This window comes from Massilia rhizosphaerae (assembly GCF_016093545.1).
GTDB classification, from domain to species: domain Bacteria; phylum Pseudomonadota; class Gammaproteobacteria; order Burkholderiales; family Burkholderiaceae_D; genus Telluria; species Telluria rhizosphaerae.
Map to the genome: position 1 here is coordinate 355,098 of NZ_JADKYX010000004.1, position 12,112 is coordinate 367,209.

Consider the following 12,112-nt stretch of genomic DNA (forward strand, 5'->3'; position numbering starts at 1 on the left):
AATAGGCGAACGCTCGGCAAAAGGTTTGTCAGAGAACCATCGCCAGCCCGCTCTTCAAGGCTGGCTTTTCAGGAATTCCAGCACTTCATTCACGTGATCATTGACTTTCACGCCACGCCATTCTTTCACCAACTTACCGTCAGCGTCAATGACAAACGTACTGCGCTCCACCCCACGCACTTTTTTGCCATACATGTTCTTCATTTTCATCACGTCGAACTGCGTGCACACGGCTTCGTCCGGGTCCGAGATCAGGTCGAACGGCAGCCCCAGCTTGGCCTTGAAGCCTTCGTGCGAGCGCAGGGAATCGCGGCTGATGCCGTAGACGGCGGCGCCCAACGCCTTGAATTCGTCGTAGCGGTCGCGGAAGTTCATCGCTTCCGTCGTGCAACCGGGGGTATTGTCTTTGGGATAGAAGTACAGCACCGTGTAGCGCGCGGGACGACCGTTCAGCTCGAAGGTCTGGTCGCCCGTCATCGGCGCACTGAAGTTGGCTAAAGGTGCTGCGCTTGGGCTTTCGGCCACGATTTCTCCTGTCTCGCGGCCTGGCACCGCGTTTTTACCGCGGCCTTCAAGCCGCGTGCTCATTTCATCGTATCAAGGATGATCAGTTCGCCCGATCGCCCCGGTAGTTCGCCCCACTGGACCGGATATTCCGGCAGCGGCATGGCTTTTATCTTCTCATAATAGTCCGCCATCGAGGCAAGTTGGTAACCTTGGGCTTTCCAACCCGACAACAGCTGCTCGAATATGGGGGCGAGTTTCTGTCCTTCAAGCTCCGCGTGCAAGGTATACACGTGGTCGCGTTTCGGGTCCGCCGTCAGTTTGAGCAGGTGGGCCGCGATATTGTTCTCGTCGATGACGGTGCCGTCGATCGTGCGGCCCAGCAGCTCGTCCAGCGTGGGCAAGGTGGTCGGCATCTGGATGTGCGACAGGCCCCGGTAGCGGTACGGCCCCGCCTGCGGATCGGCCAGCGCGCCGTCGTCGCGCAACTGGGCCCGGCCGTCCGACGCGTAGCGGTAGCCGACCGTGTCGTGGCGCGCGAACGCGTGCGGGTTCATCTGCCAGCCGGCCGCGCCGAACGTGTGCGGCGCCTCGCCGAACACTTGCGCGTAGCGCTGCTCGCTCTTCTTCATCACGCGGTCCGTCCAGGCCGTGTCGCGGCCGCGGACGTTGTCCTGCCACCAGACGTGGTCCCACGTGTGGATGCCGCATTCGAAGCCGGCGTCGCGTACCGCGCGCATCTCGGCGGCGGTCTTCGCGCCGATGTCGGGGCCGGGGAGCAGCACGCCGTACATCAGCGTCTTGAAGCCGTAGTGCTCCACGACGGACGTGCGCGACACTTTCTGAAAGAAGCCGGGACGCAGCGCGCGCCGCATCGCCCAGCCCGTGTGGTCGGGACCCAGCGCGAACAGGAACGTCGCGCCGGCCCCGTGCGCGGTCAGCATGCGCACGAGGTTCGGCACGCCTTCGCGCGTGCCGCGGTAGGTGTCGACGTCGATCTTGAGGACGAGCAGCGGTACCAAGGCGTATCCTCTGCTGTCAGTCGACGAGGGCCTGGGCCGCCGCGACCTGGCCGCGGTAGGCGTCGAAGATGTGGCGCAGCGCGTCCGCCATCGTCACCGATGGCGCCCAGCCCAGGTCGTTCTTCGTGTTCTCGATCTTGGGCACGCGGTTCTGCACGTCCTGGTAGCCGGTGCCGTAGTAGGCGCCCGAGCTGGTCTCGACGATCTTCACTTTCTGCGCGCCGGCCGCGTATTCCGGATATTCCGCGGCGAGCTTCATCATCATGTCGGCCAGTTCGCGGATCGAGTAATTGTTGGCCGGGTTGCCGATGTTGTAGATCTGGCCCGTGGCTTTGCCGTCCTTGTTCTCGATGATCTTCATGAGCGCCGCGATGCCGTCGTCGACGTAGGTGAAGGCGCGTTTCTGGTGGCCGCCGTCGACCAGCTGGATGGTCTCGCCGCGCACGATATGGCCGAAGAACTGCGTCAGCACGCGCGAGCTGCCTTCCTTCGGCGTGTGGATCGAATCCAGGCCGGCGCCGATCCAGTTGAACGGGCGGAACAGCGTGAAGTTCAGGCCTTCCATGCCGTAGCCCCAGATCACGCGGTCCATCAGCTGCTTGGCGCAGGCGTAGATCCAGCGCGGCTTGTTGATCGGGCCGTAGACCAGTTCCGAGTTCTCCGGGTCGAATTCGGCGTCGCGGCTCATGCCGTAGACTTCCGACGTCGACGGGAAGATCAGGTGCTTCTTGTACTTGGCGGCCGAGCGGACGATCGGCAGGTTCGCCTCGAAGTCCAGTTCGAAGACCTTCAGCGGTTCCTTCACATAGGTCGACGGCGTCGCGATGGCCACCAGCGGCAGGATCACGTCGCACTTCTTGACGTGGTACTCGACCCATTCCGTGTTGATGGTGATGTCGCCTTCGAAGAAGTGCATGCGCGGATGGTCGACCAGGTGACTGATGCGGTCGGAGCTCATGTCCATGCCGTAGACTTCCCAGTCGGTCGTCTCGAGGATGCGCTTGGACAGGTGGTGGCCGATGAAGCCGTTGACGCCGAGGATGAGGACTTTTTTCATGTTGGGTTTTCCTGGAGTTGTGCCCGCAGTTCGGCAGCGGAGATGCGCAGGCCGTCGGCCAGCAGGCTGTGGATGACCAGTGCGCGGCCGTCGCCGCAGACGCCGAGGATGGCATTATCCACGACGGTGAGCCCCGGCGGCAGGCCGTCGACCCGGCCTTTGTGGAGCCGGGCGCGCTCGATCACGTAGCGGCGCGGGCCCACGTCCGTGAATGCGCCGGGGTAGGGCGGCGCGACGGCGCGGTGCAGGTTGTAGACGTCTTGCGCGGATTTGTTCCAGTCGATGCGGCCGTCTTCCGGCTTGCGTCCGCCGAAGTAGCCGCCCTGCGTCAGGTCGTTCGGGATGCGCGGCGCGGTGCCGGCCAGCAGGTCGGGAAGGACGCGGTACAGCGCCAGCTCGGCCGCCACGGTTACCTTGCCGAACACCTCGAACGCGGTGTCGTCGGGCAGGATGGGGACGGCCTGCTGCGCGACGATGGCGCCGGCGTCCGGCTTCACCGTCATCTCGTGCAGGGTGGCGCCCGTTTCCTTCTCGCCGTGCAGGACGGCCCAGTTGGTGGGCGCGCGGCCGCGGTAGGCCGGCAGCAGCGAGCCGTGCATATTGTAGGCGGGCGCGATGTCGAGGATCGCCTGGGGCAGCATGTGGCGGAAATAAAAGCTGAACATCAGGTCCGGCTGGACTGCCTGGATGGCGGCCAGCAGGTCGGCGCCCTTCGCGTCCTCCGGCGTCAGGTACGGGATGCCCTCCGTCTCGCACAGCGAGAGGACGGATTCGAACCAGATGTTTTCCGTGGCGCTGTCCTGGTGCGTGACGACGAGGCCGACGTCGACGCCGCCGGCCAGCAGCACCTTGAGGCAGCGTACGCCCACGTTGTGGTAGGCGAAGACGACTGCGCGTTTGCGGGGTTGGGTCATGGTCTATGCGCCGCGATGGCGAGTGAAGGTGTTGCGTCGCCCGCGCTGCTCCAGCGGGGCGACGTATTCTGGTGCGCCGGCCGGACGGTCAGCGCACGACCTGCCGCTTCTCGATCCCGTCCGTGTCCGCGAGATCCGCCGGCATGCCCTGCAGGATCGTGGCGACGACGTAGCGCGGCCGTGCGCGCACCTGCTGGTAGATGCGGCCCACGTATTCGCCCACGAGGCCGATGCCGAACAGGATCACGCCCATGAAGAAGAACGCGATCGCGAACAGCGTGAACACGCCCTCGGCCTCGGCGCCCAGCAGGAAGCGGCGCACGACGAGGACGAGCACCAGCAGCGCCGACAGCAGCGACAACGTCATGCCCAGCAGCGAGAACATCTGCAGCGGCACGAGCGAGAAGCCCGTCATCAGGTCGAAGTTCAGGCGAATGAGGCTGTACAGCGAATACTTCGATTCGCCCGCCGCGCGTTCCTCGTGCTCGACGACGATCTCGGTCGGCTTGCGCGCGAATTTGTACGCGAGCGCCGGCACGAAGGTGTTCACTTCGCCGCATTGGTTGACGAGGTCGATCACGTTGCGGCCATAGGCGCGCAGCATATTGCCCTGGTCCGTGATGTGGATGTTCGTGATGCGCTCGCGCACCCGGTTCATCGCCTTCGACGCCACCGTGCGCCACGCGGAATCCTGGCGCTTGCGGCGGATCGAGCCCACGTAGTCGTAGCCCTCGCGCATCTTGGTGATCAGCTTGTGGATCTCTTCCGGCGGGTTCTGCAGGTCGGCGTCGAGCGTGATGACGATCTCGCCGCGCGTCTGCTCGAAGCCCGCGAGGATCGCCATGTGCTGGCCGTAGTTGCCGTTGAAGAGGACGACGCGCGTGACGTCCGGCCGCTTGCGGTACTGCTCCGCGAGGATGGCCACGGAGTTGTCGCGGCTGCCGTCGTTGACGAAGACGACTTCGTACGGCAGGTCCAGCGCGTCCATCGCCGGGTACAGGCGTGCGAACAGGTTCGCGAGGCCCGCTTCTTCGTTATAGACCGGAATGACGACGGAGATTTCCGGCTGCATCGTCACCCCCGTCATTTGGCCAATACCGTTTTGACTGCGGCCACGGCGCGCTCGACGTCGGCGATCGTCATCGCATTGAACATCGGCAGCGTCACGGTCAGGCGGCCGATCTTCTCGGCGACCGGGAACATCCCTTCCTTGAAGCCGCGCTCGCGGTACAAGGTGAACAGGTGGATCGGCGCGTAGTGGTAGCCCGTGCCGACATTGTGTTCCTTCTGCATGCGGGTCATGAAGTCGGCGCGCGTGCCCGGACCGCGGTCCGGCAGGATGATCTGGAACAGGTGCCAGTTGCTCGTGCCGAAAGCCTGGATCGGCAGCTGGGCGCCGGTCTGGGCCTCGAAGTCGGGGCCGAAGCAGTCGAAGTAGTGGCGCGCCAGCGCGCTGCGGTGGGCCGTCAGCTGGTCCAGGTTCTTCATCTGGCCCAGGCCGATGGTGGCCATGATGTCGCTCATATTGTACTTGCCGCCCAGGACGTCGACGTCGATGCCGTCCACGCCGCTGCGCGTCACGCCCTGCAGCCGGTATTTCTCGGCCAGGCGCGCTTCTTCCAGGTTGTTCAGCACGAGGCAACCGCCTTCGCCCGTCGTGATGTTCTTGTTGGCCTGGAAGCTGAACGAGCAAAAGTCGCCGAACGAGCCGATGCGCTTGCCGTTCCACAGCGAGCCGATGGCCTGCGCCGCGTCCTCGACGACGCGCAGCTTGTGCTTGTCGGCGATGGCGTACAGGCGGTCCATGTCCAGCGGCAGGCCGGAGAGGTAGACCGGGATGATGGCCTTCGTGCGCGGGGTGATGGCGGCTTCCAGCTTGTCCAGGTCCATATTGCGCGTGACCGGATCGATGTCGGCGAAGACCGGCGTCGCGCCCACTTCGATGATCACGTTCGCCGTGGCCGGCCACGAGATCGGCGTCGTGATCACCTCGTCGCCCGGTCCCACGCCGGCGATGCGCAGCGCGATCTCCATCGTGCACGTGCCGGAATTGAAGGTGCGGACCGGACGGCCGCCGAAGTATTCCGACAGCAGCGCCTCGAATGCCTGGTTCTTCGGGCCGGTCGTGATCCAGCCGGAGCGCAGCACCTCGCCGACGGCGGCGATGGTCTCTTCGTCGATGGTGGGCCGGGAAAAGGGCAGGAAGGGCAGCTCGGCAGTCATGGGAAGCTCGTTATTCTCTCGGTAAAGATCTCATCCTTGGCACGCCATCGTGCGGCGGGCCGGGATGAATGTGTTTATTCAGACAAAGCCGGCATTGTAGCAGTGCCCCGTCCGGTGCCAAATTACGTTCTAGCCAGCAATACCACGCCGACGATGATGACGCCGATCGCCACCAGGCGCTGCGGCGAAATCATCTCGCCCAGGAACATCCACGCCCCGACGGCCGACACGACATAGCCCAGCGACAACATCGGATACGCGATCGTCACGTCCGTGCGCGACAGGCCGATGATCCACACGACGAGCGACACGCCGTAGCAGGCCAGGCCGCCCAACACCGGCAACGTGGTGAAGACCTTGACGAGCGTCTGGAACCAGGTGGCCATGGTGAGGTGGATGGCGCCGCCGAGGGCGTTCGTACCCGCTTTGAGCAACACTTGGGCACAGGCGTTCAGGAGCACGCCAGAAATAATGAAGGCAAACGTAGTCAGGTTCATGTGGGACGATCAAAAGTTCGCGATGACGGTGCGGCGCGCGTCCGCCGCCACGATGCGCAGGGGTACGCCCTGGCGTTGCAGGTCGGCGGCGATCTCGGGGCGGGTGATCGCCACGTCGTGCACGCCCGCGGCCGCATCGCGCCGCCATTGGGCGACGAACGGGGGAATCGTGGGGATCGCGAGTTCCGGTTGCTGCTGCAGGCCGAAGTCGAACTCGTCGCGGTAGTCGACGAGGATCACGGGACGGCCGAGATAAAAGGTCAGCGACTGTTCGTAGATGCCGACCGAATACACTTTCACGGCCGGATCGGCGGCGCCGGCCGCCTTCAGGGCGGGCAGCAGGTCGACGCCGGCGCGCACCTTGCCGATCGGCTCGAAGCCGACGAGCATCAGCTCCGTGCCGGCGAATCCGGCGACGGCCAGCACGACGACGAACAGGTCGCGCAGCATCTGGCGCGCGTACAGCATGGCGAGGCAGCCGCCGATCAGCAGCACGAGGCCGGCCGCCAGCACCCATGGCTGGTAGGCCGCGTACAGCGCGTTCTCGCCCGCGTGCTTGGCCAGCTTCTGCATGAACGGCACGGTGACGAGCAGGCCCGCGCCCAGCAGTGCCGTGAGGCCGGCCGTGACCATGCGGCCGCGGCGCGTGCCGTTGTCCAGGTAGTGGGCGATGAGCAGCGCGACGCCGGGGAACACGGGCAGGATGTAGCCGGGCAGCTTGGAATTCGACTTGGTGAAGAACAGGACGATGAACGCGACCCACACGAGCAGCATCAGGCGCGGGCGGAACCGCCCGGTGTCGCCGTTGCGGCGCGCGCCCGCGACGAGGCTTTGCACGAGCACGCCGACCCACGGCACGCTGCCGGCCGCCAGCAGGGCGAAGAAGACCCACCATGCCGCTTCGCGGTGGTGTTCCTTGAGCAGGAAGCGCTCGAAATGCTCGTGGATGAAGAAGAAGTGCGGCTGCTCCGGATTGCGGATCCCGACGAGCACGAACCAGGGCGCGGCGATCAGGAAGAACAGCAGCAGGCCCTTGCCCAGGTGCAGGCGCTTCCAGATCGTCCAGTCGCGCGAGAAGATCGTGTAGACCACCAGCACGCCGCCCGGCAGCACGATGCCGATCAGGCCCTTGGCCAGCATCGACAGCGCCATGCCGGCCCAGCATGCGAGCATCCAGTTGCGCCGTTCGGCTTCCCCGGCGTCGTCGCGCTGGGCGATGAGCAGGGCGCACAGCGCGAGCGTCATCATGCCGGACACGCCCATGTCGAGCGAATCGATCTGGCTGCACGCGACCCAGTAGAACGAGGAGCCGAGCACCAGCGCGGCATAGAAGCCGACGCGTGCGCCGAACACGCGCGTGCCCGCGACGCCCGTCAGCACGACGCCGAACAGGCCGCACAAGCCCGTCCACAGGCGCGCCTGCCAGTCGCCGAGGCCGAACACGGCGAACGACAGGGCGTTCATCCACGTCTGCAGCGGGGGTTTTTCGAAATATTTGATGCCGTTCAGGCGCGTGGTGATCCAGTCGCCGCTTGCGAACATCTCGCGCGCCATCTCGGCGTAGCGGCCTTCGTCCGGCGGCACGAGCGTGCGCGCGCCCAGTACATATAACAGGACGATGGCGAAGGCGATCAGCAGGGTCCAGGTGAAGGTCTTGTTGCGGTGCAGGTCGTTCATTCGGCCGTCGCGCCCTCGTCGGTGTCGATGATCAGTGCGAGGGTGACCTTGCGGCCTTCGCCCATCAGGATGTTGTAGGTGCGGCAGGCGGCGTGGCTGTCCATGCTCTCGACGCCGATGCGCAGGGTGGACAGGCTGGCCACGAGGCGCGGATGCACGAAGCGCTGGCGCTCGCCGGTGCCGAGGATGACGACGTCAGGCTTATCAAAGGCGATGGCTTCGAAATGGCCGGCCGTCAGGTCCTCGAAGCGCGTCACGGGCCACGGGCGCGGCGCGACCTCGGGCATCACCAGCACGCTGTAGTCGAAGCGCTGGGCATTGATCTCGACGCCGGACCGGTCGTAGCCGGTGACCGTCTGGTATTTTTCGGTGCTGCTGGAATGTAGCTTCATGATGGAAAAGCCGGGAGATGACAGGCACAGGGCGCGTATTGTAACTGGTTTCCACTGCGGGCCAGCAATGGTGGGTTGCTTAATCGGCGTGCTTTCGGCAGAATGGAATTTTTCGCATTGCAACAACGCGCTTCCGTCCAGGCTGCACTGACGAGCACTTTTTCGCAGCCCATTATTTCCAAGGTGATATTTTGCGACCGATTTTGAAATCCAACAAGCTCGACGACGTCTGCTACGAGATCCGGGGCCCGGCGCTGCAGATCGCCCGTCAGATGGAGGAAGACGGCCACAAGATCATCAAGTTGAACATCGGCAACCTGGCCGTGTTCGGTTTCGATCCGCCGGACGAGATCGTGCAGGACATGATCCGCAACATGCAGAACTCGGCCGGCTACACGGATTCGAAGGGCATGTTTGCGCCGCGCAAGGCGGTGATGCACTACACCCAGGAAAAGGGCATCCGCGGCGTCGGCATCGACGACATCTACCTGGGCAACGGCGCCTCGGAACTGATCGTGATGGGCATGCAGGGCCTGTTGAACAGCGGCGACGAAGTGCTGGTGCCGGCGCCGGACTACCCGCTGTGGACGGCGGCCGTCAGCCTGGCGGGCGGCAATCCCGTGCACTACGTGTGCGACGAGCAGGCCGGCTGGCTGCCCGACATCGACGACATGCGCAAGAAGATCACGCCGAACACGCGCGCGATCGTCGTCATCAACCCGAACAACCCGACCGGCGCGCTGTATTCGCGCGATGTGCTGCTGGAAATCGTCGAACTGGCGCGCCAGCACCAGCTGATCGTCTACGCCGACGAAATCTACGACAAGACGCTGTACGACGGCGAGGAGCACGTGTCGCTCGCCTCGCTGGCGGACGACGTCATGTTCGTCACCCTGAACGGCCTGTCGAAGAACTACCGCTCCTGCGGCTACCGCGCCGGCTGGATGGTCCTCTCCGGCGAAAAACGCCATGCGAAAGACTATATCGAGGGCCTGAACATGCTGGCCTCGATGCGCCTGTGCGCCAACGCGCCGGGGCAGTACGCGATCCAGACGGCGCTCGGCGGCTACCAGAGCATCGCCGACCTCGTCGCGCCTGGCGGCCGTCTCACGCGCCAGCGCGACCTGGCCCACCAACTCCTGACCGATATCCCGGGCGTTACCTGCGTCAAGCCAAAAGCGGCGCTGTACATGTTCCCGCGCCTCGACCCGAAGATCTACCCGATCGCCGATGACCAGCAATTTATCTGTGAGCTGTTGTCCGAGGAAAAAGTCCTGCTGGTGCAAGGCACCGGCTTCAACTGCAAGACGCCGGACCATTTCCGTGTGGTCTTCCTCCCCAATACCGACGACCTGACGGATGCGTGCGGCCGTATCGCCCGCTTTCTCGACGGCTACCGGCGCCGCCACGCGCGCTGAGAACGACAGACAGCAGACAGTAACCCATATGAAACCCATCAAAGCAGGCTTGCTCGGCCTCGGCACCGTCGGTGCCGGCACCTACCACGTTCTTCAACGCAACCAGGAAGAGATCCGCCGCCGCGCCGGCCGCGGTATCGAGGTCGCGATGGTCGCCGTCCGTAACCTCGAACGCGCCAAGCGTATCGTCGGCAGCGACGTCGAGGTCGTGGTCGACCCGTTCGCCGTCGTGAACAACCCGGACATCGACATCGTCGTCGAACTGATCGGCGGCTACGAGCTGACGCGCGAACTGGTGCTGCAGGCCATCGCCAACGGCAAGCACGTCGTCACCGCCAACAAGGCGCTGCTGGCGCTGCACGGCAACGAGATCTTCGAAGCCGCGCAGTCCAAGGGCGTGATGGTGGCGTTCGAGGCAGCCGTCGCCGGCGGCATCCCGATCATCAAGGCGCTGCGCGAAGGCCTCTCGGCCAACCGCATCGAATCCGTGGCCGGCATCATCAACGGCACGACCAACTTCATCCTGTCCGAGATGCGCGACAAGGGCCTGGACTTCGCGACCGTGCTGAAGCAGGCGCAGGAACTGGGCTATGCGGAAGCGGATCCGACCTTCGACATCGAAGGCGTGGACGCGGCGCACAAGCTGACCATCATGTCCGCCATCGCGTTCGGCATCCCGGTGCAGTTCGGCAGCGCCCACGTCGAGGGCATCAGCCAGCTGCAGGCCGTCGACCTGCGCTACGCCGAACAGCTGGGCTACCGCATCAAGCTGCTGGGCATCACCCGCCGCACGACGGTCGACGGCAAGGAAGGCATCGAACTGCGCGTGCACCCGACCCTCGTGCCGGGCGCGCGGCTGATCGCCAACGTGGAAGGTGCGATGAACGCCGTGCTGGTGCAAGCGGACGCCGTCGGCGCCACGCTGTACTACGGCAAGGGCGCCGGCGCCGAGCCGACCGCGTCCGCCGTGATCGCCGACCTGATCGACGTGACCCGCCTGGCGACCGCGGACCCGTACTCGCGCGTGCCGCACCTGGCGTTCCAGCCGACCGAACTGGCCGACGTGCCGATCCTGCCGATGGAAGACATCCGCACCAGCTATTACCTGCGTGTGACCGTGCAGGACCAGCTGGGCGTGATGGCCGACCTGACCCGCATCCTGGCCGAGGCCGGCATCTCCATCGACGCCGTGCTGCAGAAGGAGCCGGGCGAGAAGGCACGCACGGACATCGTCATCATCACCCACCAGACCCGCGAAAAATACGTCAACGCCGCGATCGCCAAGATCGAGCACCTGGCGACGACCGTGGGCAAGGTGGTGCGCATTCGCCTGGAAAGCCTGGGCTGACCTGCAGGCCGGACGCGCGCGTCCGGCCGAAGGCGACGAAGCCGCCCATCGTGCGAACGGTGGGCGGCTTCGTCGTTTTCAATTTTCAATACAGCTGCTCGACCTTCAGTCCCTTTGCGCGCAACAAGGCCGGCAAGCTGTCCTTGCCGATCAAATGCATGAGGCCCACCGCCGCCATCGTATTCTTTTCACGCGCCAGCAAGCCGTCGAGTTTGTCGGCCATCGGCCCGTTGCGTTCGGTCAGGAAGCGGCGCTGCATGATCTGCGACGACAGCCGCGGGTCCGTCTCGAATTTGCGCGCCAGGGCGTCGAGCGTGGCGTGATCGGCCTTGGCCCAGCCGTCGGTGAGGGACTTCACATCCTGCTGCGCTTCGCCCGAATCCAGCGATGCAAGGGTTTCATCCAGTATCGTCCACTGGTCGGCGACGGGCAGGCGGTCGAGCAGGTCGAGTTGGCCCTCGGCCGTCTCCAGGCCGATGACCTTGACGTTCTCGCTGTGGGCCAGTTTCGCCAGGTAGGCGTCGACGCCCAGTTCGGGCCGATAACCGAGCTTGGCGTATTCGACCGTCGCCAGCGTGACGATCAGCATCCATGGCTTGACCTGCGTGGACAGCGTGGCCGGCGCGCCGAGCGCCTCGAGCCGGCGCGTCAGCCGCGGCCCGAGCGCTGGCGGCATGGCGGCGACGATGGCGGGTGTGGTGGCCGCGGCGCGCCGCATCATGGTGGCCAGCTCCGCGGTCTGCACGGTCGGATCGAATTCCAGGGCCAGCGTGGAGGAAGCGGCCAGGGCCCTGGTCACGCTGTCGTCGAGCGGGAAAAATTCGGGCAGGCCCATGTGGATGGTGCCGAACAGGAACATCGTATGGTCGTGGCCGCTAACCTTGAACAGTGCACCGCGCTCCACTGCCCAGGCCGGGTTGGACAGCAGGCTGAACGCGGCAAGAAGAATGATGATGATCCGGCGAGGCATCGGCGTTTCCTTGAGTAAGAATGGGCTGGCCGAATTTTATCGATACATTTTCCCTGTAGCTATTTTATTTTGACGTCATTTGGCGCGACA

Annotated in this window: 12 protein-coding genes; 2 read left to right on the forward strand and 10 right to left on the reverse strand. The window is 64.9% G+C overall.

The genetic code is table 11. The features are described 5' to 3' along the window. Positions 1-54: 54 nt before the first annotated feature. From ISF28_RS09290 to ISF28_RS09330, 9 genes are all read right to left on the reverse strand, one after another. Positions 55-525, reverse strand: coding sequence for a peroxiredoxin (locus tag ISF28_RS09290; protein WP_370663412.1), 471 nt, complete (start codon positions 523-525; stop codon positions 55-57). A 59-nt stretch (positions 526-584) separates the two neighbouring features. After that, positions 585-1,526, reverse strand: a complete 942-nt coding sequence (locus ISF28_RS09295; protein WP_198116873.1) for a polysaccharide deacetylase family protein — start codon at positions 1,524-1,526, stop codon at positions 585-587. Positions 1,527-1,542: 16 nt separating this feature from the next. After that, on the reverse strand, positions 1,543-2,583 hold the full coding sequence (locus tag ISF28_RS09300; protein ID WP_198116874.1) for a bifunctional UDP-4-keto-pentose/UDP-xylose synthase: 1,041 nt from the start codon (positions 2,581-2,583) through the stop codon (positions 1,543-1,545). Then, positions 2,580-3,497 carry a formyltransferase gene (locus ISF28_RS09305; RefSeq protein ID WP_198116875.1) on the reverse strand — a complete coding sequence of 306 codons (918 nt, stop codon included), beginning with the start codon at positions 3,495-3,497 and terminating at the stop codon, positions 2,580-2,582. The genes ISF28_RS09300 and ISF28_RS09305 overlap by 4 nt, the downstream gene beginning before the upstream one ends. Positions 3,498-3,585: 88 nt before the next feature. Beyond that, a complete protein-coding gene (locus ISF28_RS09310; RefSeq protein ID WP_198116994.1) occupies positions 3,586-4,569 on the reverse strand; it encodes a glycosyltransferase in 984 nt (327 codons plus the stop codon). 11 nt (positions 4,570-4,580) lie between these two features. Continuing rightward, entirely contained in the window at positions 4,581-5,720 is a 1,140-nt protein-coding gene (locus ISF28_RS09315) for a DegT/DnrJ/EryC1/StrS family aminotransferase (protein WP_198116876.1), read from the reverse strand. Positions 5,721-5,842: 122 nt separating this feature from the next. Further along, complete coding sequence (locus ISF28_RS09320) at positions 5,843-6,217, reverse strand: DMT family transporter (RefSeq protein WP_198116877.1); 375 nt, start codon at positions 6,215-6,217, stop codon at positions 5,843-5,845. Between the two features lie 9 nt (positions 6,218-6,226). After that, positions 6,227-7,894: a glycosyltransferase family 39 protein gene (locus tag ISF28_RS09325; protein ID WP_198116878.1), complete on the reverse strand. Its 1,668-nt coding sequence runs from the start codon at positions 7,892-7,894 to the stop codon at positions 6,227-6,229. Continuing rightward, positions 7,891-8,286, reverse strand: coding sequence for an Mth938-like domain-containing protein (locus ISF28_RS09330; protein ID WP_198116879.1), 396 nt, complete (start codon positions 8,284-8,286; stop codon positions 7,891-7,893). The genes ISF28_RS09325 and ISF28_RS09330 overlap by 4 nt, the downstream gene beginning before the upstream one ends. Positions 8,287-8,477: 191 nt before the next feature. Between ISF28_RS09330 and ISF28_RS09335 the strand changes: the two genes are divergently transcribed. Then, entirely contained in the window at positions 8,478-9,704 is a 1,227-nt protein-coding gene (locus ISF28_RS09335) for a pyridoxal phosphate-dependent aminotransferase (RefSeq protein WP_198116880.1), read from the forward strand. A 28-nt stretch (positions 9,705-9,732) separates the two neighbouring features. Continuing rightward, positions 9,733-11,052: a homoserine dehydrogenase gene (locus tag ISF28_RS09340; RefSeq protein ID WP_198116881.1), complete on the forward strand. Its 1,320-nt coding sequence runs from the start codon at positions 9,733-9,735 to the stop codon at positions 11,050-11,052. Positions 11,053-11,137: 85 nt separating this feature from the next. On the opposite strand, the gene ISF28_RS09345 is transcribed toward ISF28_RS09340, so the two are convergent. Next, positions 11,138-12,022 (reverse strand): TraB/GumN family protein, encoded by an 885-nt coding sequence (locus ISF28_RS09345; protein ID WP_198116882.1) that lies wholly within the window; start codon positions 12,020-12,022, stop codon positions 11,138-11,140. Positions 12,023-12,112: the final 90 nt, after the last annotated feature.

Excerpts from the sequence above, each read along its gene's own strand:
- ISF28_RS09325 (WP_198116878.1), bottom strand. The coding sequence starts at position 7,894 with ATGAACGACCTGCACCGCAACAAGACCTTCACCTGGACCCTGCTGATC.
- ISF28_RS09310 (WP_198116994.1), bottom strand. The coding sequence starts at position 4,569 with ATGCAGCCGGAAATCTCCGTCGTCATTCCGGTCTATAACGAAGAAGCG.
- ISF28_RS09315 (WP_198116876.1), bottom strand. The coding sequence starts at position 5,720 with ATGACTGCCGAGCTGCCCTTCCTGCCCTTTTCCCGGCCCACCATCGAC.
- ISF28_RS09300 (WP_198116874.1), bottom strand. The coding sequence starts at position 2,583 with ATGAAAAAAGTCCTCATCCTCGGCGTCAACGGCTTCATCGGCCACCAC.
- ISF28_RS09340 (WP_198116881.1), top strand. The coding sequence starts at position 9,733 with ATGAAACCCATCAAAGCAGGCTTGCTCGGCCTCGGCACCGTCGGTGCC.
- ISF28_RS09305 (WP_198116875.1), bottom strand. The coding sequence starts at position 3,497 with ATGACCCAACCCCGCAAACGCGCAGTCGTCTTCGCCTACCACAACGTG.
- ISF28_RS09320 (WP_198116877.1), bottom strand. The coding sequence starts at position 6,217 with ATGAACCTGACTACGTTTGCCTTCATTATTTCTGGCGTGCTCCTGAAC.
- ISF28_RS09330 (WP_198116879.1), bottom strand. The coding sequence starts at position 8,286 with ATGAAGCTACATTCCAGCAGCACCGAAAAATACCAGACGGTCACCGGC.
- ISF28_RS09345 (WP_198116882.1), bottom strand. The coding sequence starts at position 12,022 with ATGCCTCGCCGGATCATCATCATTCTTCTTGCCGCGTTCAGCCTGCTG.